17 protein-coding genes are annotated in these 20,863 nt (G+C 63.2%); 12 read left to right on the top strand and 5 right to left on the bottom strand.

The window, feature by feature from the left end; translation table 11 throughout:
- Positions 1-76: 76 nt before the first annotated feature.
- From cysK to VGE08_RS23955, 9 genes are all read left to right on the top strand, one after another.
- Positions 77-1,030: a cysteine synthase A gene (gene cysK, locus VGE08_RS23995; protein ID WP_331070463.1), complete on the top strand. Its 954-nt coding sequence runs from the start codon at positions 77-79 to the stop codon at positions 1,028-1,030.
- 197 nt (positions 1,031-1,227) lie between these two features.
- A complete protein-coding gene (locus tag VGE08_RS23990) occupies positions 1,228-2,313 on the top strand; it encodes an efflux RND transporter periplasmic adaptor subunit (RefSeq protein WP_331070462.1) in 1,086 nt (361 codons plus the stop codon).
- Positions 2,310-5,444 carry an efflux RND transporter permease subunit gene (locus VGE08_RS23985; protein WP_331070461.1) on the top strand — a complete coding sequence of 1,045 codons (3,135 nt, stop codon included), beginning with the start codon at positions 2,310-2,312 and terminating at the stop codon, positions 5,442-5,444. Before VGE08_RS23990 ends, VGE08_RS23985 begins: the two co-directional genes overlap by 4 nt.
- Before the next feature lie 429 nt (positions 5,445-5,873).
- The gene (locus VGE08_RS23980; protein WP_331070460.1) at positions 5,874-7,370 is read left to right on the top strand and encodes a carboxypeptidase M32; all 1,497 of its coding nucleotides are present in this window, start codon (positions 5,874-5,876) and stop codon (positions 7,368-7,370) included.
- 2 nt (positions 7,371-7,372) lie between these two features.
- Positions 7,373-8,218: a tRNA 2-thiocytidine(32) synthetase TtcA gene (gene ttcA / locus VGE08_RS23975; protein WP_331070459.1), complete on the top strand. Its 846-nt coding sequence runs from the start codon at positions 7,373-7,375 to the stop codon at positions 8,216-8,218.
- Positions 8,215-8,727, top strand: a complete 513-nt coding sequence (locus VGE08_RS23970) for an alpha/beta hydrolase (RefSeq protein ID WP_331070458.1) — start codon at positions 8,215-8,217, stop codon at positions 8,725-8,727. Before ttcA ends, VGE08_RS23970 begins: the two co-directional genes overlap by 4 nt.
- Positions 8,728-8,809: 82 nt before the next feature.
- Complete coding sequence (locus tag VGE08_RS23965) at positions 8,810-9,088, top strand: hypothetical protein (RefSeq protein ID WP_331070457.1); 279 nt, start codon at positions 8,810-8,812, stop codon at positions 9,086-9,088.
- A 17-nt stretch (positions 9,089-9,105) separates the two neighbouring features.
- Positions 9,106-11,559, top strand: coding sequence for a glycerol-3-phosphate 1-O-acyltransferase PlsB (gene plsB / locus VGE08_RS23960; protein WP_331070456.1), 2,454 nt, complete (start codon positions 9,106-9,108; stop codon positions 11,557-11,559).
- 155 nt (positions 11,560-11,714) lie between these two features.
- Positions 11,715-12,920 carry a phospholipase A gene (locus VGE08_RS23955; RefSeq protein WP_331070455.1) on the top strand — a complete coding sequence of 402 codons (1,206 nt, stop codon included), beginning with the start codon at positions 11,715-11,717 and terminating at the stop codon, positions 12,918-12,920.
- A gap of 75 nt (positions 12,921-12,995) precedes the next feature.
- On the opposite strand, the gene arfB is transcribed toward VGE08_RS23955, so the two are convergent.
- The 4 genes from arfB to VGE08_RS23935 are packed head-to-tail and all read right to left on the bottom strand — an operon-like array spanning position 12,996 to position 15,579.
- Complete coding sequence (gene arfB / locus VGE08_RS23950) at positions 12,996-13,412, bottom strand: alternative ribosome rescue aminoacyl-tRNA hydrolase ArfB (RefSeq protein WP_331070454.1); 417 nt, start codon at positions 13,410-13,412, stop codon at positions 12,996-12,998.
- A 2-nt stretch (positions 13,413-13,414) separates the two neighbouring features.
- On the bottom strand, positions 13,415-14,725 hold the full coding sequence (locus VGE08_RS23945; protein ID WP_331070453.1) for a mechanosensitive ion channel family protein: 1,311 nt from the start codon (positions 14,723-14,725) through the stop codon (positions 13,415-13,417).
- A 12-nt stretch (positions 14,726-14,737) separates the two neighbouring features.
- Positions 14,738-14,962: a YdcH family protein gene (locus VGE08_RS23940; RefSeq protein WP_116808299.1), complete on the bottom strand. Its 225-nt coding sequence runs from the start codon at positions 14,960-14,962 to the stop codon at positions 14,738-14,740.
- A 26-nt stretch (positions 14,963-14,988) separates the two neighbouring features.
- The gene (locus VGE08_RS23935) at positions 14,989-15,579 is read right to left on the bottom strand and encodes a DUF3301 domain-containing protein (protein WP_331070452.1); all 591 of its coding nucleotides are present in this window, start codon (positions 15,577-15,579) and stop codon (positions 14,989-14,991) included.
- Positions 15,580-15,704: 125 nt separating this feature from the next.
- On the opposite strand from VGE08_RS23935, the gene yrfG reads away from it, so the two are divergent.
- Positions 15,705-16,376 (top strand): GMP/IMP nucleotidase, encoded by a 672-nt coding sequence (gene yrfG, locus VGE08_RS23930; protein WP_414717532.1) that lies wholly within the window; start codon positions 15,705-15,707, stop codon positions 16,374-16,376.
- Positions 16,377-16,783: 407 nt separating this feature from the next.
- Here yrfG and VGE08_RS23925 read toward each other — a convergent pair whose 3' ends face one another.
- Positions 16,784-18,292, bottom strand: coding sequence for a DEAD/DEAH box helicase (locus VGE08_RS23925; protein ID WP_331070450.1), 1,509 nt, complete (start codon positions 18,290-18,292; stop codon positions 16,784-16,786).
- Positions 18,293-18,852: 560 nt separating this feature from the next.
- Between VGE08_RS23925 and trxA the strand changes: the two genes are divergently transcribed.
- The gene (trxA, locus tag VGE08_RS23920) at positions 18,853-19,185 is read left to right on the top strand and encodes a thioredoxin TrxA (protein WP_331070449.1); all 333 of its coding nucleotides are present in this window, start codon (positions 18,853-18,855) and stop codon (positions 19,183-19,185) included.
- Between the two features lie 227 nt (positions 19,186-19,412).
- Positions 19,413-20,669, top strand: a complete 1,257-nt coding sequence (rho, locus tag VGE08_RS23915; protein WP_331070840.1) for a transcription termination factor Rho — start codon at positions 19,413-19,415, stop codon at positions 20,667-20,669.
- Positions 20,670-20,863 lie beyond the last annotated feature (194 nt).

Raw genomic sequence — 20,863 nt, 5'->3', positions numbered from 1 at the left:
GCGAAAGGGAGATTGACGGGCCACGAGACCGCGCGCAATCTGCCGTCCCCCTTCAAAAAAAGCAGTAGTTTCAGCCATGATCTACGAAAACATCCTCGGCACCATCGGCCGCACCCCCATCGTCAAAATCAACCGGCTGGCACCGGCGCATGTGACGCTGTACGTCAAGTGCGAGTTCTTCAATCCGATGTCCTCGGTGAAGGATCGGCTGGCCATCGCCATCATCGAAGATGCCGAGCGGCGCGGCACGCTGAAGCCTGGCCAGACAGTGGTGGAAGCCACCTCCGGCAACACCGGCATCGCGCTCGCGATGGTGTGCGCGGCCAAGGGCTATCCGTTCGTCGCGGTCATGGCCGAGAGTTTCTCGGTCGAGCGTCGCAAGATCATGCGGCTGCTGGGCGCCAAAGTGATTCTCACGCCGGCCGCCGAGCGTGGCACCGGCATGGTGCGCAAGGCGCAGGAACTGGCCGACAAGCACGGTTGGTTCCTGGCGCGGCAGTTCGAAAACCAGGCCAATCCCGAATACCACCGCAACACCACTGGTCCGGAAATTCTCAGTGATTTCGCCGGCCGCCGGCTGGACTTCTGGGTATCGGGCTGGGGCACCGGCGGCACGCTGACGGGTGCGGGCGAGATGATCAAGAAGGCGCGGCCCGATGTGCGCATCATCGCGACCGAGCCGGCCGGCGCTTCGCTGCTCTCCGGTGGCGAGTTCAAGCCGCACAAGATCCAGGGCTGGACGCCCGATTTCGTGCCCGCCGTGCTCAACCGCGAGGTGGCCGACGAAATTCTGCCAGTGACCGACGACGAGGCGTTGCAAACGTCGCGGCAGCTGGCGGCGAAGGAAGGCATCTTCTGCGGCATCTCTTCGGGGGGCACGGTCGCCGCGGCGTTGAAGGTCGCGCAGAAGGCGCCGCAGGGCTCCGTCATTCTCGCGATGCTGCCCGATACCGCCGAGCGCTATCTGTCGACGCCGTTGTTCGAAGGCATTCCAGACGCCTCGGACGCCGAGCCCGGCACCGTTATCTGACATTTCTGTCAGCTGGCCCACTGACAAACAGGCCCGCGCCACAGGCTGCAATTCGCAGTCTCGGGCGCGGGCCAATGAATCAGGAATTCTTTGCACGGACGACCCGAGCCAGTATCAATTTCGCATAACCATTGCACAGACAAGCCGCGATGCAGCTGGGAGAATGATCCACTTTCTCCTGTTTGCATGGCGGGACTGTGAATCGCAATATCGTGGCTGTGGCATTGGCGGTCGTGCTCGGCGCCAGTGCCTGGTACTACTTCGGCGGCGCCGGATCTGACCGGCGCCAGGCGCCGGACGGCGTCCGAGCCGGCGTGGCGCGCGCAGTGCCGGTCGTGGCCGCGCGCCCTGCGTTCAAGGATTTCCCGCTCCAGGTCGAAGCGCTCGGCACGGTGCGGGCCAAGGAATCCGTCGATATCACTTCCAAGGTGGCCGATCGCGTTGCCGCCATTCATTTCGAGGAAGGCAAACAGGTCAAGAGGGGCGACGTCCTGGTCGAGCTGGACAACCAGGAGGCGCGCGCCGATCTGGCCGCCGCCGAAGCGGCCGAGCGTGACAGCCGCAGCCAGTACAAGCGCAGCCAGGAGCTGTTTCAGACCCGGGCGTTGTCGGAAGCACAGCTGGATCAGCTCGAAGCCACCATGCTCGCCAATCAGGCCCGCGTTGCCGCGGCCCGCTCCCGGCTCAACGATCGGATCATCACCGCGCCTTTCAATGGCCGCGTCGGGCTGCGCAATGTGAGTCTGGGCGGATTGGTCAGCCCGGGCGCTGTGATCACCACGCTCGACGATCTGAGCGTGGTCAAGCTCGACTTCGCCGTGCCGGAATTGTTTCTTGCCAAGCTCGAGCCGGGCCTGACCATCGAGGCGCAGAGCAGCGCGTATCCCGACATGACATTCAAGGGGCGGGTGGACAGCGTGGACACTCGCGTCGACCCGACCACGCGGGCCGTGGTCGTGCGCGCGTTGATCGACAATCGCAACAACCGCCTGCGCCCCGGCATGTTCATGACGCTGAAGCTCGAGCGCTCGGCGGGCAAGGCGCTGATGCTGCCCGAGAGCGCCATCGTTCCCGAGGACACAAAGCAGTTCGTTTTCGTTGTCGCAGACGGTCGCGCACACAAGCGTGAAGTCACACTCGGGCGCCGTCGTCCCGGCGAGGTGGAGATTCTCGAGGGCGTGACTGAGACAGACTTCGTCGTCATCGACGGCACACTCAGCTTGCACGATGGCACTGCAGTGGCGGTGCGCGACGGCGAGCCTGGCGCACAGGCTGTCTCATGATTCTTTCCGATATCTCGGTCCGCCGTCCGGTATTCGCGATGGTGGTCAGCATGTTGCTGACCATCATCGGCGTCATGGCATTGAGCCGGCTCACGGTGCGCGAAACGCCCAACGTGCAGCCACCCGTGGTCAGTATCGACACGGTGTATCGAGGCGCCTCCGCCGCGGTGGTCGAATCGAAGATCACTCAGGTGATCGAGAATCAGATCGCCGGGCTGGAAGGGGTCGAGACGTTACGATCCTCGAGCTTCGACGAGCGCTCGCGCATCGCCATCGAGTTCGCTTTGGATCGCGACATCGAATCGGCGGCCAACGATGTGCGCGATCGCGTGGCGCGCGTGGTCCGTCAGTTGCCTGACGAAGCCGATCAGCCGCAGATCGCGAAGGTCGATACATCCTCCGAGCCGGTGCTGTGGCTGGCGTTGACCAGCGCCACGCGCTCGCAGCTGGAGCTGACTGACTACGCAGATCGCTACCTCGTCGATCGGCTGTCGGTGGTGCCAGGCGTTGCGACTGTGCGCATCGGCGGCGAGCGGCGCTACGCAATGCGGGTGTGGCTGGATCGCAAGTTGCTGGCTGCGCGTCAGCTGACCGTGCAGGATGTCGAAGATACGCTGCTGCAGGAAAATGTCGAGCTGCCGGCCGGTCGCATCGAATCGCTGGAACGTGAGTTCACTTTGCGCACCGACACCGGCTTTCGCACGCCCGAAGACTTTCGCCAGCTGGTGATAGGTCGCGGCGGCGACGGTTATCTGGTGCGGCTCGGCGAAGTGGCGAAGATCGAAGTCGCCGCGGAGGACTTGCGTTCACTGGCGCGCACGGATGGCAAGTCGGGCGTGAGTCTCGGCATCGTCCCTCAGTCCACTGCCAACGTGCTCGACGTTGCCAAGGGCGTGCAAGCCGAAATCGGCGAAATGCAACAAACCCTGCCGGGCGATCTGACGCTCGATATCAGCATCGACGACTCGGTGTTCGTCAGCAAATCGATCTATGAAGTCGAGCATGCGCTGGTGGTCGCGCTGTTGCTGGTGCTGATCGTGATCTATCTGTTCCTCGGCACCGTGCGCGCCACCCTCATCCCGGCGGTGACGATTCCGGTGGCCATCATTTCGGCGTGCATCGTCATGGCGATTGCCGGCTTCTCGGTCAACGTGCTGACATTGCTCGGCGCGGTGCTCGCCATCGGCCTGGTGGTCGATGACGCGATCGTGGTGCTCGAGAACATCGTGCGTCGCATGGAGCTGGGCGAAGCGCCGTTGCTCGCGGCCGTCGATGGCAGCCGCGAGATCGGCTTCGCGGTCATTGCGACCACGTTGGTATTGATGGCGGTGTTCGTGCCGATCTCGTTCATTCCGGGCAACGTCGGCCGGCTGTTCGGCGAGTTCGGCATCACCATGGCGGCGGCCATCGCCATTTCGGCCCTGGTGTCGCTGACGCTGGTGCCGATGATGTGCTCCAAGATCTTTGCCGGTGGCGTCGTGCGTGGCCGCGTGGCGCATGCGGTCGACCGGTTCTTTCAATGGTTGTCCAACGCATACGAGCGCAGCTTGCGGCGTGCGCTTGCCGCACCGGCGGTCGTCATCGCGGTGGGTGCACTGGCAGTGGGGCTCATGTTCGTGTTGTTCCAGGATCTGCCGTCCGAATACACGCCCACCGAAGACCGCCAGCGTGCCTTCATCAGAGTCACCGCGCCTGAAGGCGCCAGCTTGCAGTATCTGGATCGATATCTGCGTCAGGTCGAGGCAGTGGCGCTCGAAGAAGTCGAGCGTGGCAACGTGCATCGCTTCAATACCCGCAGCGGCAACTTCGGCGGCGGCAGCGACGTCAACTCCGGTTTCGTTTCTCTCAATCTCACCGAATGGGGCGAGCGCAGCGAATCGGCACAACAGATCGCGGCTCGCCTGCGCCAGCGACTTTCCGACCTGGTGGGTGTGAACGTCAGCGTCGGCACGCCGGCCGGATTGGGCATTCGCGGCTCGGGGATTCCGGTGCAGGTGGTGCTGGGCGGCAGCGACTACGAGGAGCTGGCGCGCTGGCGAGACATCGTGCTTGCCAAGGCGGCGGAGAATCCCGGACTCACCAACCTGGAATCGGATTTCCATGCTCGCAAGCCGCAGATCCGCGTCCAGGTGGATCGCAATCGCGCCGGCGATCTCGGCGTGTCGCTCACTGCCGTGGGCCGCACGTTGGAGACAATGATGGGCTCGCGCATCGTCACGACCTATCTGGATCGTGGCGAGGAATACAACGTCATCCTGCAGGCCAAGGATACCGATCGCGCCACCACCAGCGACCTGACCAACATCTATGTGCGCTCGGCGACCACCCGTCAGCTGGTGCCCCTGTCCAACCTGGTCACCATCGAGGAAGTGGCCGGTCCGGTCGAGCTGAGGCGGTTCAACCGGCTGCGCTCGATCACGTTGTCCGCCAATCTCACGCCGGGCTATTCGCTCGGCGAGGCGCTGGAGTACATGGAGGACCTGATTCGCACGGAGTTGCCGGCGCACGCCGTGATCAACTACGACGGCGAGTCGCGCGAATTCAAGCGCTCGGGCGACGCGCTATACGTGACCTTCGCGCTGGCGCTGGTGATCGTGTTCCTGGTGCTGGCGGCGCAGTTCGAGAGCTTCCGGCATCCAATGATCATCATGATGACGGTGCCCCTGGCGGTGGCCGGCGCGCTGCTGGGTCTATGGCTCACGGATCGCTCGATCAATGTGTACAGCCAGATCGGTTGCATCATGCTGATCGGATTGGCGGCCAAGAACGGCATCCTGATCGTGGAGTTCGCCAACCAGCTGCGCGATCGCGGCGTCGAGCTCTACGAATCGATTGTCGAGTCTTCGGCAATTCGCCTGCGGCCCGTGTTGATGACCAGCTTGTGTACCGTGTTCGGCGCGGTGCCGCTGCTCCTGGCTTCGGGCGCTGGCGCGGAAAGTCGCAGCACCATCGGATCGGTGATCGTGTATGGCGTGACGTTCTCGTTGTTGCTGACGTTGTATGTGGTGCCGGTCGTCTATACGTTCGTCGCGCGGAACACCCAGTCGCCGGAGTACATCAGCCAGATGATCGAGCGCCTGCGCGCTACCCCGAACAAAGCGCTGCCGACGCCGCGCGACTCCGAGGCATAGCGCCGCCACGTGGATTTTTTGGCGGCTTCGCCGCCTCTTTGCCAGCTCGCACTCGGGCAGGATGCCCGGATCCGAAAAAAAATGAGCCGGTAGGCTGCAACACATACCGGCTCGTGTCCCAGAGCAGTTCGCAACCGCTCTCGCAGGAGGACACGATATGAGACCACGGCACCGGCCCCTCGTTCCCTAAATATTTTGTAATTCGGAAATACAATTTTGGAATGATGATCCGCGCCATTGCCGCGTTGTAGCAGGCTTGGCTTGTCGCATTAGTTAGGAAAATTAACTGATCCGTCGGCATGCGCGGACACCCGCGGCAGGCCGCCAAAGACCGCTCTTCATCGACAAAGTGGCCACCGGGCGCGGATTGATAGAATGGCGACTTTGGCCGGCCCGCCGCCGGTCGGGCGATTTCCTCGGACCGCACCCATGGCTCTTACGCCTTATCAGCAACTCGAACAGGAATTCAGACGTGTGCACGCCTTCCGCAGTGCCGCCAGCCTGTTGCGCTGGGATTCCGCGGTGATGATGCCGCGGGGCAGCTCCGAACTGCGTGGCGAACAGCTGGCGGTCCTCGAGACCGAGTCTCATTCGCTGGTGGCCTCGCCTCGGGTGTCGCGCCTCCTGGACCGGGCCGAAGCCAATCAGCAAGGCCTGGAGGACTGGCAGCGGGCCAACCTCAAGGAGATGCGCCGGCAGCGCGATCACGCCATCGCCACTCCCCAGAACCTGGTGTCTCGACTCGCCAAGGCCACTTCGCGCGCCGAGATCAAATGGATCGAGGCGCGTCAGAAAAGCGACTTCGCCCTGTTCGCGCCGCATCTGGAAGAGGTCGCGAACCTGGTGCGCAACAAGGCCGAGCTGCTGGGCAAGGCGCTGAAGCTCGATCCCTATGACGCCCTGCTGGACGAGTTCAGTCCGGGCATGACCACGGCGGAGATCGACGCGATTTTCACTACGCTGGGCCGGCGCCTGCCGGGTCTGATCCAGGACGCCATCGAGTGCCAGGCCAAGCATGCACCGCTGGAGATCACTGGCCGCTTTGCCGCCAGCAAACAGCGCCACCTGGCGATCGAGCTGATGAAGACCATGGGCTTCCCCTTCGATCGCGGCCGCCTGGACGAGAGCGAGCATCCCTTCACCGGCGGCGTCCCCGGCGACATCCGCATCACCGCGCGCTTCAATCCCGCGGAGCCACTGACCGGCCTGATGGGAGTCCTGCACGAGACCGGACACGCCATGTATGACGTCGGTTTGCCGGAGGCCTGGCGCGGCCAGCCGGTCGGCCGCGATCGCGGCATGGCCATGCAGGAAAGCCAGTCGCTGCTGCTGGAAATGCTCATCTGCCGCAACCGTCCGTTCCTGAGCTATTTGAAGCCGCTGATGGAAAAGACGTTCGGGGTCACCGGGCTGGAATGGGAAGTGGAGAATCTGTACCGCTTGCTGGTGCGGGTCCGTCGCAGCTCGATCCGCGTCGACGCCGATGAAGTCACCTATCCCGTGCACATCCTGCTGCGCTATGAGCTGGAGCGGGAGATCCTGAAGGGCGAGCTGAAGATCCGCGACTTGCCGGAAGCGTGGAATACGCGCCTGTCCGATCGCCTCGGCGTGCGTCCGGCCAACGACGCCGAAGGCTGCCTGCAGGACGTGCATTGGGCGGTGGGCTCGTTCGGTTACTTTCCGTCCTACGCGATCGGCGCCGTGATCGCCGGCCAGTTGTATGAGAGCCTGCGTTCGGAGCGCCCGCAGCTCGACGAAGAGATCGCCGCGGGCCAGTTCGCCGGATTGTTCGACTGGCTGCGGCAGAATGTGCATTCGCTGGCCGCCAGCGTCGGCACGCCGGAGCTGATTCGCAACGCCACCGGCAAAACGCTGTCCGCCGCCGCCTGGCTGCGCTATATCGAAGGCAAGTACCTGGAAGCCTGAGCATGTCCGCCGTCCCCGACTATTCGAACAACTTCAAGCGCCTGCAAGCACGGCTGCGCGGCCTCGCCGGCAAGGCCATCGAAGACTTCCGCATGATCGAGGCGGGCGACAAGGTGATGGTGTGCCTGTCGGGCGGCAAGGATTCGTACACGCTGCTCGACATCTTGCTGTCGCTCCAGCGCAGCGCGCCGGTGGACTTCGAGCTGATCGCGGTGAACCTGGATCAGAAGCAGCCGGGCTTTCCCGAGCATGTGTTGCCCGACTATCTGAAATCGCTCGGCGTGCCGTTCCACATCATCGAGCAGGACACTTACAGCGTGGTCAAGCGCGTCATTCCCGAGGGCAGGACCATGTGCGGTCTGTGCTCGCGGCTGCGGCGTGGCGCCTTGTACAGATACGCGGCCGATAACGGCGTCACCAAGATCGCGCTCGGTCATCATCGCGATGACATCGTCGAGACGCTGTTCCTGAACATGTTCTTCGGCGGCAAGCTCAAGGCCATGCCGCCCAAGCTGCATTCGGAAGACGGCCGTCACATCGTGATTCGGCCGCTCGCATACGTTCCCGAGGCGGAGATCGAGCGTTATGCGCGCGCTCGCGAATTTCCGCTGATTCCGTGCTCGTTGTGCGGCTCGCAAGAAAACATGCAGCGGGTCGAGATCAAGAAGATGCTGCGCGAGTGGGAGCGGCAATATCCCGGCCGTACCGAGTCGATCTTCTCCAGCTTGCGCAACGTGGTGCCATCGCACCTCGCCGATCCCAAGCGCTTCGATTTCAATGCGCGGCCCGCGCCCGTTGCGGCGGACCAGGGCCCGGTCACGAACGATCCCGGAGAGCTGTTCGAGTGAGCCAGCAATACATCGTGTTCTCCCATGGCCAGGAGGGCGAGCCGTGGGGAACGAAGATCGTCGCCATGGCCGAGGTGGCCAAGCGCCATGGCTTGAGTGTCGAATCGGTGGACTATCGCGGCATGGCCGATCCGGTGCTGCGGGTCGAGAGGCTGCTCGAGGTTTGCAGGAAGCTGCCGGGGCAGTTGCTGTTGGTGGGCTCGAGTCTCGGGGCGCACGTCTGCACGACGGTGTCGACGCAGGTGCCGACGCGAGGACTGTTCCTGCTGGCGCCGGCGTTCTTCATGCCCGGCTATGAGAAGTACACACCGGCGCCGCCGGCCTGTCCGGTGGACATCGTGCACGGCTGGAACGACGACATCGTGCCAGTGGAGAACAGCATTCGCTACGCGCGGCAATACAAGTGCGCGCTGCATATTCTAGATTCGGATCATCGGCTGACGGCGAACATCACCGATGTGTGCGCGCTGCTCGACCATTTCCTGCGCCGGACGCTCGCGCCGGCCTGACGCCAGCGTTGACTGAATGCGCGGCTGGAGCAGGGCTGCTCCTGATACTATTTAGCAGGGTGGGTCGCGACAGGAGTTTCACATGACCGATGAGATCAGGAAGGCAAACGCCCCATTGATCGCGAACGTGGCGCTCGCGCGAGTGGCGATGCGGGGCGCGGCGTTCATGATTGTCGCCTCGGTGCTTGCCGCATGCGGCTCCGGACAGCAACCGAGCAACCCTCCGCCCGTCGAGGACACCGCGTTCGGCGACATGGTGGGCACCATGGACAAGGCGCGTGCCGTCGAAGGCATCGCGCAAGAACACAAGGAAGCGCTCGACCGGACGCTGGAACAGAACGAGAACGCGAGCGCCGAGTAGCGTTCGCGAAGCTAGCGATGGCCGAACTTTCCGGATTCGACAGACTCTGGTTGCCCTTGCTGCGCGCGCCCATTTCCGTGTGGGCACGTCCGCACGTGCTGCCGGAGGACCTGCGGACCCGCTACGCACAGCGTGAGCGGCCGATCTGCTATGTGTTGAATGAGTCTGCGGTCGCGGATCTGGTCGTGTTGGAAAAGGTCTGTGCCGCGCACGGCTTGCCCGCGCCCATGGAGGCTTTGAAGAAGCCGCTGCCATCGCAATCCGTGCTGTTTCTGGAGCGGCGCGCCGGCTTCTGGGGCGATCGCACCGACTATCGCATTTCAGAGTCGATGCGCTCGCTGGTTGCCGCCGCCTTCGACGATCCGACGCTCGACGTCGATCTGGTTCCGGTGACGGTGCTGTGGGGGCGCGCGCCGGATCGTAAAGATTCCTGGTTGCGTATTCTGCTGTCCGAGAACTGGGAGCGCGTGGGCCGCTTCCGTCGCTTGCTGTCGCTGCTGGTGAATGGACGCAATTTGTTCGTTCAGTTCGGCGAGCCCATGTCGCTGCGCGCGGCGGTGAACGAGGGCACGGACAAGTCGCGAGCCGTTCGACGTCTCACTCGCTCTTTACGGCTCGCGCTCGGACGCCAGCGGGCGGCGACCATCGGGCCGGACCTGTCACATCGACGAACCATGGCGACGCAAGTGCTGCGTGCCGCCGCCGTCCGCCGCGCCATGGCCGACGAGATGCGCTCGAAGAAGATCTCGCGGCGCGAGGCGCTGAAGCTCGCCCAGGATTACGTGTGGGAGATTGCCGCCAACTATTCGCACATCTTCGTCGCGTTCATGGCCAAAGCGTTGAGCTGGTTCTGGACGCGCCTGTATGACGGTGTGGAGCTGCATCACGTCGAACAGCTGCAGAAGGTGATCGACGGCAACGAAGTGGTCTACGTGCCGTGTCATCGCAGTCACATCGACTACCTGCTGTTGAGCTACGTCATCTATTACAAGGGATACGCCATCCCGCACATCGCCGCGGGCATCAACTTGAACATGGCGGGCGTCGGGCGCTTCCTGCGCATGGGTGGCGCATTCTTCATGCGCCGCAGCTTCAAGGGCAATGCGCTCTACACCATGGTGTTCATGAAGTACCTGGGCCTGATGATGGCGCGCGGCCATTCCATCGAATATTTCATCGAGGGCGGGCGCAGCCGCACCGGCCGCTTGTTGCAACCCAAGACCGGCATGCTGTCGATGACCTTGCGCAGTTACTTGCGCGACCCGCGCCGGCCGGTGGTGTTCCTGCCGGTGTACTTCGGCTACGAGCGCCTGATCGAAGGCAAGACGTACGTCAACGAGATGCTCGGCAAGCCGAAGGAAAAGGAGTCGATCTTTACCATGCTGCGAGCCCTGCCGGCGTTGCGCAAGCACTTCGGCAAGGTGCACGTGAGCTTCGGCGAGGCGATTCATCTCGACGAGGTCTTGAAGCGTCACGATCCGGAGAATCGTCGCGCGCTCGAGAAGATGGAGCGGCCGCCCTGGCTGTCCGCGGCCGTCGATGAGCTCGCGACGCGCATCATGGTCAACATCAACAATGCGGCATGCGTGGCGCCGATGAACCTGATTGCAACCGCGCTGCTGGCGACACCCAAGCAGTCGATGCTGGAAAGCGATCTGGCACGGCAGTTCGAGTTGCTCGCTTCGCTGCTGCGCCAGGCACCGTACTCGCCCCTGACCTGGGTCACGGATCATGACGGCGCGTCCATCGTGCGGCATGGCGAACGCATGGGCGTGATCCAGCGCCTGAAACATCCGCTCGGCGATGTCATGAAGATGACGGAGGAGAACTCCGTGCTCATGACCTACTTCCGCAACAACGTACTGCACCTGATGGCGATGCCGTCGCTGATCGCATGTTGCTTTCTGAACAATCGCACCATGCGCACCGAGGACATCCAGCGTCTAATGTGGCGCATCTATCCGTATGTGCGCGACGAGCTGTTCCTGCGCTGGACCGAGGATGAAATCGCCGCGGTCACGCTGGAAACGCTCGACGACCTGGCCAATCACGGTTTGCTCGAGTCGGTGGAAGCGGGCGCGCAATGGCGGCGGCCGCCGACCGGATCGGCCGAGGCGGTGCAGCTGTCGATGCTGGCGCAGATCACCGTGCAGATCATCGAGCGTTATTACCTCGTGATCGCGGTGCTGCTGAAACATGGCAGCGGCCGCATCAGTCAGGACGCGCTCGAGTCGCAGTGTCAGCTCATGGCGCAGCGCATGTCACTGCTGTACGAGCTGAACTCGCCGGAGTTTTTCGACAAGACCCTGTTCAAGAATTTCATCGACCTGCTGCGGGCCCGCAATGTGCTCGGCGTGAATGCCGAGGGGCGCCTGACTTACACGGACATGCTGCCCGCGGTCGCCGACGACGCGCAGCTGGTGCTGCACGAGCAGATCCGGAACAGCGTGCTGCAGGTCACTCACCGCTAGTGGCTGGCGGTTAGCGGTTGGTTCCGAGCAGAGGCACTGGCTCCTCCTGGCCAACCGCTAGCCACCAACCGCTAACCGCTGGCGAGGCCGCTGGCCGGACGGCGCACCGCCCGTTACCCTTTGCGCGAGCGAGGATTCGCCGTGAGTATCTGGACATGAATATTTCCCGACTGCTGCTCGTGCTTGCCCCGATGGTCTTGATGGCGCATGGCCGCGCTCGTGCCGACATCATTCTTTCCACGCCGCATGCGCAAGTGGTCTCCGGAGCGCCCTTCGAGCTCGATCTGACCATCACCAACGGCGACTCGCAGCCGCTGACCGTGGATATTCCTGCCGAGTTGCACGTGCGCTTCGAGACACCGTCGGCATTGTCCATCATCGAGCTTGCACCCGAGCGCAGTGGCAAGATCGAAGTGGCGCCCGGCGGGTTTACTCGCATGAAGTTGCACGGCGCGCTGCCCGCGAAGGTCGAAGGTGTGGCGACGCTGGTTCCGACCGGACTGGCTTCGAACTCGGTGGCTCTGCAAATTCTTCCGCCCGCTGCGGATACGCAGGCCGTTGCGTCCAACGAGGCGACTCGCACGGTGACGACGGCGGAGGGAACGAATTCGTACACCATGGCGCTGGTGGACAAGCCACCGCCGCTGGCGGTCTCCGTATACGAGCCGGTTTATCTGGTGGTTGGCGGCGACGGCGGCTTGAATGCGAAATTCCAGATCAGCTTGCGTTATCGACTGTTCGACGATCGCGGCCGGCTGGCCGAGCGCCTGCCGTGGATCGACGACCTGTATCTGTCGTACTCGCAGACGTCCCTGTGGGACCTGAGCGATGCTTCCAAGCCGTTCAAGGACTCCAGCTATCGCCCGCGGCTGTTTTATTCGCACTACGATCTGGCGCGTTATTTCGACGGTCAGCTGCGCGTCGGGGTCGAGGCCGGTTTCGGTCATGAATCCAACGGCAAGGAAGGCGACGACTCGCGCAGTTTCAACATGCTCTACGTCCGTCCTACGCTGACGCTGGGCGATCCGGCCGGATTGCGATTCTTCGTCGCGCCGCTGCTTCACAACTACATCGCTGAAGACGAGAACCCCGACATCAAGGACTACCGCGGTTACGTCGACTGGCTGTTCGGCTTCGGCGCCAAGGGCGGGCTGGATTTCTGGACCACATTGCGCAAGGGCGAGCGCAGCGACTACGGCAGCGTCGAGCTCAATCTTTCCTATCCGTTGTCCAAGCTGAGCGGCGGCGACCTGACCGGCTGGCTGATGCTGCAGTACTTCAACGGCTATGGCGAGAGCCTGCTGGATTACAACCGCAAGCTGGAGTCGCAGTGGCGCCTGGGCATTGCGGTGGCGCTGTAGAAGAAGCGGTTGGCGGTTAGTGGTTGGCCGGAACGGAGCCAGATCCGCTCTGTCCACCAACCGCCAACCACTGGCTCACCAATCGTGCGAGACCTTGCGCCCTTGCTTGATCTCGCTGCGCTTCTGCTTGCCTTGCAGCCGCCGCTCCTTTGAAGCGCGCGTCGGTTTGGTCGCCTTGCGAATGCGCGGTTCGATGCGGGCCTGTGCGATCAGCTCGCCCAGGCGTTCGAGGGCGTCGCGTTTGTTGTGCTCTTGAGTACGAAAGCGCTGGGCGCTGATGACGATCACGTCGTCGGCGTTGAGGCGGCGGCCGGCGAGGGTGCGCAGACGGTCGCGGACGCGCTCGGGAAGCGCCGGCCACAGCTTCAAGTCACAGCGTAATTGCACCGCGCTAGCGACCTTGTTGACGTTCTGGCCGCCAGGGCCGCCGGATCGAATGAAGCGCAGCTCGATGGCTTCTTCCGGAATGCCCAGCTCGTTTTCGAGCGCCATGGCTAGTCGTCGCGCGGGCCGCGCTCGCGCATCTCCAGGACCACTTCGCGCTGCGCGATCGGAATGATGATGCCGTGCTCCTTGAACAGCCGCCAGATGGCGCGGTTCGCGTCCGAGCGGACGTTGTTCACGCCTTCCTGCGGATCGGCGATCCAGAAACGCAGCTCGAGATCGAAACCATAATCGTTGAAGCCCATCATGCGCGACACCGGCTTGGGGTCGCGCAGGATGCGGGGCTGATCCTCCGCCGCCTTCAGCAGCAGCTCCAGCGCCTTTTCCGGATCGGATTTATAGCTCACGCGCACCGGCAGCTTCAGGCGCACGCGCGGGTCGGTGTAGCTCCAGTTGATGACCGGATTGGTGATGAGATTCTGGTTGGGAACCAGCGTCTCGACGCCGTCACGGTCGCGCACCACCACGTAACGGCCGCGCAGCTCCTGCACCCAGCCGAAACCTTCCGTGCTGGTGCCAGTGGTGCCCGTGAAGCTGATGACGTCGCCGGGCTTGATGGAACGGTCCATCAGCAGCACGAAGCCGCTGACGAAATTGGCGGCAATGGCCTGCAGGCCGAAGCCCAGGCCGATGCCGAGCGCACCGGTGAAGATGTTGAGCGTGGTGAGATCCAGGCCCGCGGCATTCAGGCCCAGCAGGATGGACAGGCCGATCAGGAACGCCTGGGAGAACTTGGCGATGCCGATGCGCATGCTCAGCGCCAGGCCCTGCATGGACATCAGCTGGCGCTCGACCCAGCGCGCCATCCACACCGCCACCAGGATGAAGGCGCCGACGGTGAACAGGATCTTGATCACCGACCACAGCGTGATGCGCCGGTTGCCGGCGTTGATGCCGACGCTGTCGAACGCCTGCACCAGCGGATCGAACCAGCCCAGCACGTGCAGCGCCAGCAGGCCCCAGATCACGAACGTGATGACGTTGCCCCAGCCCTTGGTGCGGTTGCCGAGCGAGACGCGCACCACATAGACCACGAAGCGGATCAGCAGCAACAGGCCGGAAAGCGTGATCGCCAGGTCGACCAGCGTGCTGTCGACCTTGAGTGCGTGCAGTGCGCCGCCGAACGCCGCGATCAGCACCAGCGCCGCCAGGTGCGGGCTGACGATGGCCAGCGCCTCGGTCACCCGGGCCTGCAGACCGGCCTGGACCAGCGCCAGCTTGGCCCGCTCGGTGTTGCGCACCTGCCGGCCGAACCACCAGGCCAACAGAATGAGCACGGCGATCGCCGCCAGTTGAAAGAGCGATGCGGGAGTGAGCAGTGCCTCCAGAGCCAGGCCCGCGTTACGCAGCAATTCCTGCATGATTGGCTTTGGTCAAGCGTTCAAGTCGGGGATCAGCTCGCTTTCCAGGCGGGCGATCTGATCTTTCAACATGAGCTTTCGTTTCTTGAGCCGACGTAGTTGCACTTCATTGACGTACAGGTCCATCTGCAGCCGGTGGATCACGTCATCCAGGTCGCGATGCTCGATGCGCAGTTCCCGTAGCCGTTCGAGGCGCCGGAAAGTTTCAGTCTCGACGTTGTTTTCCGCTTCGCTCATCGGCGCGTACTTTAGCGCATGCGGGACTATTGATGGTGATCCTGGCCGTCCGCGTGGCCATTGCCATGCTCCGAAGCGCCGATGGAGGTTCTCGGAGGCGTTCTGGGCGCGGTGCCAGAAGACTCTCCAGGGGTCTGCGGCGAGGCAGATGACTGCTGTTCCGTGGCGCGGCGGCGTGCGCGCCAGTCCGCCAGGTCGAATACCTTGGCGCTCTCGATCTGGCGCGGTTGAGCCGGCGGCGCCGCCTGGGAAGTAAAGGTCGCGGATGCCGAAATCGTCACCGGCGGCTGCTGCGACTGCCGCCGCTCCTCGCCGGGGGCGTAACCCACCGACTCGATCCGCCGGCCCAGCAAAATGACAAATCCCTGGCGCCGCTCGATGCTGTTGGCGGTGTAATCGAACACGTAGGTGCGGCGGAACGTCAACCGGCCGTGCTCGCGCGCGAACGCCAGTCGCGCGAATGCGACAGTCCCGTCGAGGAACTGCAGGCTCAGGCGCTGGCAGGCCTCCATGGCCGCGATATTGGCCCGTTCGCGCGCCGCCAGGCTGTCCTGCAAGAACCAGACGATCGCGGCGGCCACCACGAGCAGCACCAGTGCGCCCCAACCCAATTCCATCAACCGACATCCCCCGACATTGCCGACACGAGCTTACCCAGAGCTTGCCCTATCATACGGCCGCCGCCGCCCCGAAGAGATCGAGATTTCGCTTGAGCCCGTCCACGTTTTCCGCAGCCGAGTCCGTGACGTCCCTGCCTCGCTGGGAAGCCATCGACACCGTGTTACTGGACATGGACGGCACGTTGCTGGATCTGCGATTTGACAATTATTTCTGGCTGGATCTGGTTCCGGCGCGCTACGCCGCCCGCCACGGCCTGACCATCGAGGAGGCGCGCGCGGTGCTTGCGCCGATGTTCGCCGGAAAGCAAGGAACCCTGGACTGGTACTGCACCGACTTCTGGACGCGCGCGCTGTCGATCGATATCGCCGGGATGAAACACGAGGTGCGCGAACACATTCGCTTCCTGCCCGGCGCCGAAGATTTCCTCCGCGCGCTACGCGCGAAGGCCGTGCGCGTTGCGCTGGTAACCAACGCGCATCGTGACAGCCTGAAAGTAAAAGCGACGCAAACCGGTTTGCTGAACTACTTCGACGTGGTGTTCAGCTCACACAGCTTCGGCGTGCCCAAAGAGCACCCCGACTTCTGGCGCCAACTGCAGTCAGCACTGGCATTCGAGCCCGCACGCACTCTATTCGTAGACGACAGCCACTCGGTGCTCACCGCCGCAAGAAAACACGGCATCGCACATATCTTCGCCATCTCGAAACCGGATTCGAGCGCGGATCGAAGAGCTGTCACGGAGTTCATGTCGGTAGAGGCTGTGAGCCATTTGCTGGGCGACGACGCGAAATAGGCACCTGACCTCGCTTTATTCCGCCGGGCCTGACCAGCTCAAAACCGATGTGACGTTTCAGCGATGAATTGCGGTTGCAGCTGACGCTCAAAGCGACGTTTCAGCGGTGCGTCCAGGGTGGGTGTGTTCTCCCGGTATGTTGAAAAACAGGATGTTTTTCAGCAAGCGCTACATGGGCTCGGCGGTGTTTTCAGCGAAGCACGGCTTCGCTCCGCCGAGCGGGTGTCCACGGATGTACACCCTGGGCTTGCACCGAGCAGGGACTGCGCAGCGCAATGGACGAGCAGCGTCGCACGCGACAGCGTAGCGACGGCGGGTGCGCGGTGCCGGGAGGACATACCCACCGTGGACGCACCGCCAGCACCGACGCTCTCTGTTCTTCTTGGTTCTTCTTCCGAAAGAAAGTCTCAGGTCGCTTCCGGCGCCGGAGGAGCAGCATTCGGCCCGCTAGAGTTCTTCTTACTGCGCCGTCTCCGCCGCCGCTTCCTCGGTGGAGCTTCGTGCGCGCCCTCGCCATTGACGCCGGGCGAGCTCACGTTCGCTCCCGAGTCCGCAGATACGGTTGCAGCAGGCGTGCTCTCCGTCTGTTCTGCCGGCTGCGGAGACGAACGACCACCGCCACCGCTACGACCTCGACGACGATCGCGATCACCCGAATGACGTCCGCCACCGCGACCACCGCCACCCGGCTTGCCTCGACCACCACCGAAATGCTTCCTCGGCACTCGTGCCGGCATAATGATCTCCGGCAGCATTTCGCTCACGACCGGCGCGACCGGCAGCTTGCGCCCGATGTACGCCTCGATATCTGGCAGGGAGATCACGTACTCCTCGCAGCCGAAACTGATCGCATCACCTTCCGTACCCGCACGCGCGGTGCGGCCGATGCGATGAACGTAGTCTTCGGGATCCTGCGGCAGATCGTAGTTGAACACGTGACTCACATCCGGGATGTGCAGGCCACGCGAAGCGACGTCGGTACCGATCAGCACCGCCAGCGTGCCCTCGTGAAAATCACGCAGCATCCGCAAACGTTTCCGTTGCGGCACATCGCCCGAGATCGCTTCCGCGTTGATGCCGTTGGCTCGCAACAGCGCTTCGATTTCCTCCGCCGCGCGCCGGGTATTCACGAACACCATGCTGCGTCGCGGATCCATGTGCTTGAGCAACCCCACGAGCAAGCGCGGTTTCTCGTCGTTGGAAGGGTAGTAGATCACCTGACGAACCCGATCCACCGTCATCTTGTCGGGTTCGATGCGTACCAGCGTCGGCTCGTTCATGTGCTCGTAGGCGAGCTCCAGCACGCGATGGGACAACGTCGCCGAGAACAACATGTTGAGCCGGGCTTGAGGATCGGGCAGCCGTCTCAATATATAGCGGATATCCGCAATGAAGCCGAGGTCGAACATGCGATCCGCTTCATCCAGGACCAGCACCTGCACCGAGCTCAGGTCGATCACCTTTTGCTTGACGAAATCGATGATGCGTCCGGGTGTGCCGATCAGGATGTCGACACCCTGTTCGAGGTGATGCCGCTGCTTCTCGTAGTCGACGCCGCCAAAGGCCAGGCCGAGCTGCAGACCGGTGTGCGACCCGAGCACCTCGGCATCGCGATGGATCTGAACGGCCAGCTCGCGCGTTGGGGCGATGATCAAAGCCCGCGGTGCATTCAAGCTGCGCGACGCCGGTGGCGGTTCGCGCATCAGTCGCGCATACATCGCTACTAGAAATGCCGCGGTTTTCCCCGTCCCCGTCTGCGCCTGGCCCGCCACATCGAGGCCGGCCAATGCCTGCGGCAGGGTCTGCGCCTGGATGGGCGTGCAGCGCTCGAAAGAGGCATCCGCCAGGCCTTTCTGCAGAGCCTCGGGCAGATGCAGGCTGGAAAAGGACAGCTCGGTTAAGTGCGAATCAGCCATTCGATATGATTTACCTGTTGGAAGAGAGGGGGGCGCTTGCAAATTGGCAGTCGCCCGGTTTTAATAAGCCTCAACGAAGCGGACTCATCCGCACCTGCCCCGACCGGAGCAAAGGCTCCAAGCCCCTCGAAGACGTGACCCTTGATGGAGTATCGCACCCGATACTCAAGAGGGTGGAGAGGGGGATACTCAAGCGGCCTTTTGATTTGACGGCGCGAGCAACGACTGCCCAGTTCAGACGTATCAAGCACAGACGCATCAGTAGCAGACGCAGTAGTAGCAGACGAGCAGACTGGCTTACAGCGAGCACGAGCACCGCTCACACAGATTTTTCGCAAGCATTCACACGCGGCCTTCGTATGGAGATCGGCCCAAGGCAACCCACGTAGTACGTGATGGCACCAGGCTGGGGCATTGTGCCCGACCGGGCACACCCAAGTCACCCGGTCATTTTCCGCCGTCCCCCACACCCATGACCCGACCCGCAGGTTTGAGTCACTGCAATTTCCACGCTTCCGTCCATCCCACATCCCAGCCATCACCTGGAGGAGAGTTTTAAGGTGAGCAGCGAGACGACGATTGTGCATGTCACCGACGCCAGCTTCGAAGAGGCCGTCGTCAAGGCCAAGGGCCCGGTCCTGCTGGACTTCTGGGCGGAATGGTGCGGGCCGTGCAAGATGATCGCGCCGATGCTGAACGAGATCGCGACCGAATATAAAGACAAGGTCACGATCGCCAAGCTCAACATCGACGAGAACCCCAAGACGCCGCAGCGCTTCGCAGTGCGCGGCATTCCCACCCTGATTCTCTTCAAGAATGGTCAGGTCGAAGGCCAGAAGGTGGGAGCCCTCCGTAAATCAGACCTGGCCGCATTTCTGGACAGCAAACTGTGAGAGGCTATCTCGGCAATCAGGCCCGCAATCGCCCGGGCAACAAGGGTGGCGGCGGCGGCCGCTCCAATCGCGGCGACAACCGCGGCAATCGCGGCAATCGCGGCAATCGCGACACCGATCATCGCGGCGAGGGGCCGCAGCACGACGACCTGCCGGTCGACGATGCATTCGATGGCGATGACGTTGGCGTAATCTCCCCGGCGGAGCTGGCGGCGTCCCGCCAGTCCATGAACCTGACTCAGCTGAAGCTGAAGCCGGTACCGGAGCTGGTGGAGATCGCGCAGAAGATGGGGCTGGAGAACCTGGCCCGTTCGCGCAAGCAGGACATCATCTTCTCCATCCTCAAGGCGCACGCGCGCAGCGGCGAGGACATCTACGGCGATGGCGTGCTGGAGATCCTGCAGGACGGCTTCGGCTTCCTGCGCTCCGCCGACAGCTCCTACCTGGCCGGGCCCGACGACATCTACGTCAGCCCCAGCCAGATCCGCCGCTTCAACCTGCGCACCGGCGATTCCATCTCCGGCCTGATCCGTCCCCCCAAGGACGGCGAGCGCTATTTCGCGCTGCTCAAGGTCGGCGAGATCAATTTCGATTCGCCCGAAGGCGCCAAGCACAAGGTGCTGTTCGAGAACCTGACGCCGCTGCATCCGACCAAGCGCTTCAAGCTGGAGCGGGGCAATGGTTCGAGCGAGGACCTGACCGCGCGCATCATCGATCTGGTGGCGCCGATCGGTAAGGGCCAGCGCGGCCTGATCATCTCCCCGCCCAAGGCGGGTAAGACGATGCTGCTGCAGAACATCGCCAGCTCGATCACCTCGAACCATCCCGACGTGTATCTGATCGTGCTGCTGATCGACGAGCGTCCGGAAGAAGTCACCGAAATGGCGCGCACCGTGCGCGGCGAAGTGGTGTCCTCCACGTTCGACGAGCCGGCCACCCGCCACGTGCAGGTCGCGGAAATGGTGATCGAAAAGGCCAAGCGCCTGGTCGAGCACAAGCGCGACGTGGTGATCCTGCTGGACTCGATCACGCGCCTGGCGCGCGCGTACAACACCGTGGTGCCCAGCTCCGGCAAGGTGCTCACCGGTGGCGTGGACGCCAACGCCCTGCAGCGCCCGAAGCGCTTTTTCGGTGCGGCCCGTAACATCGAAGAGGGCGGCTCGCTGACCATTCTGGCCACCGCGCTGATCGACACCGGCTCGCGCATGGACGACGTGATCTACGAAGAGTTCAAGGGCACCGGCAACTCGGAAATCCACCTGGATCGCCGCGTATCGGAAAAGCGCGTGTTCCCGGCCGTGAACATCAACCGCTCCGGCACCCGCCGCGAGGAGTTGATCACCTCCGCCGAAGAGCTGCAGAAGATCTGGATCCTGCGCAAGCTGCTGCACCCGATGGACGAGCTGGCAGCCATCGAGTTCCTCATCGACAAGATGAAGGACACCAAGACCAACAGCGAGTTCTTCGACGCAATGAAGCGTTGACCGCCTGCGTTGACCGCTCATCGGTACCACCCCTCTGGAAGGGTCATGGCCGATGTGTGTCCAGGTGTGCGCTCCGTCACAGATTTGTCATCGCCACGGTGATTTCGCGATGCCGCGATGGCGGCCCTGCGAAGCCGTTCTCTGTTCTTGTCAGACAACCTTATTAACTTGCGTCGACCACCCCTGCGCGGGGC

Source organism: Steroidobacter sp., assembly GCF_036406195.1.
Classification (GTDB): Bacteria; Pseudomonadota; Gammaproteobacteria; order Steroidobacterales; family Steroidobacteraceae; genus Steroidobacter.
This window is presented reverse-complemented; position numbering and strand designations above follow the sequence as displayed.

Excerpts from the sequence above, each read along its gene's own strand:
- rho (WP_331070840.1), top strand. The coding sequence starts at position 19,413 with ATGAACCTGACTCAGCTGAAGCTGAAGCCGGTACCGGAGCTGGTGGAG.
- VGE08_RS23985 (WP_331070461.1), top strand. The coding sequence starts at position 2,310 with ATGATTCTTTCCGATATCTCGGTCCGCCGTCCGGTATTCGCGATGGTG.
- arfB (WP_331070454.1), bottom strand. The coding sequence starts at position 13,412 with ATGGCGCTCGAAAACGAGCTGGGCATTCCGGAAGAAGCCATCGAGCTG.
- VGE08_RS23935 (WP_331070452.1), bottom strand. The coding sequence starts at position 15,579 with ATGGAATTGGGTTGGGGCGCACTGGTGCTGCTCGTGGTGGCCGCCGCG.
- ttcA (WP_331070459.1), top strand. The coding sequence starts at position 7,373 with ATGTCCGCCGTCCCCGACTATTCGAACAACTTCAAGCGCCTGCAAGCA.
- VGE08_RS23955 (WP_331070455.1), top strand. The coding sequence starts at position 11,715 with ATGAATATTTCCCGACTGCTGCTCGTGCTTGCCCCGATGGTCTTGATG.
- VGE08_RS23945 (WP_331070453.1), bottom strand. The coding sequence starts at position 14,725 with ATGCAGGAATTGCTGCGTAACGCGGGCCTGGCTCTGGAGGCACTGCTC.
- VGE08_RS23980 (WP_331070460.1), top strand. The coding sequence starts at position 5,874 with ATGGCTCTTACGCCTTATCAGCAACTCGAACAGGAATTCAGACGTGTG.
- plsB (WP_331070456.1), top strand. The coding sequence starts at position 9,106 with ATGGCCGAACTTTCCGGATTCGACAGACTCTGGTTGCCCTTGCTGCGC.
- VGE08_RS23940 (WP_116808299.1), bottom strand. The coding sequence starts at position 14,962 with ATGAGCGAAGCGGAAAACAACGTCGAGACTGAAACTTTCCGGCGCCTC.
- VGE08_RS23965 (WP_331070457.1), top strand. The coding sequence starts at position 8,810 with ATGACCGATGAGATCAGGAAGGCAAACGCCCCATTGATCGCGAACGTG.
- cysK (WP_331070463.1), top strand. The coding sequence starts at position 77 with ATGATCTACGAAAACATCCTCGGCACCATCGGCCGCACCCCCATCGTC.
- VGE08_RS23925 (WP_331070450.1), bottom strand. The coding sequence starts at position 18,292 with ATGGCTGATTCGCACTTAACCGAGCTGTCCTTTTCCAGCCTGCATCTG.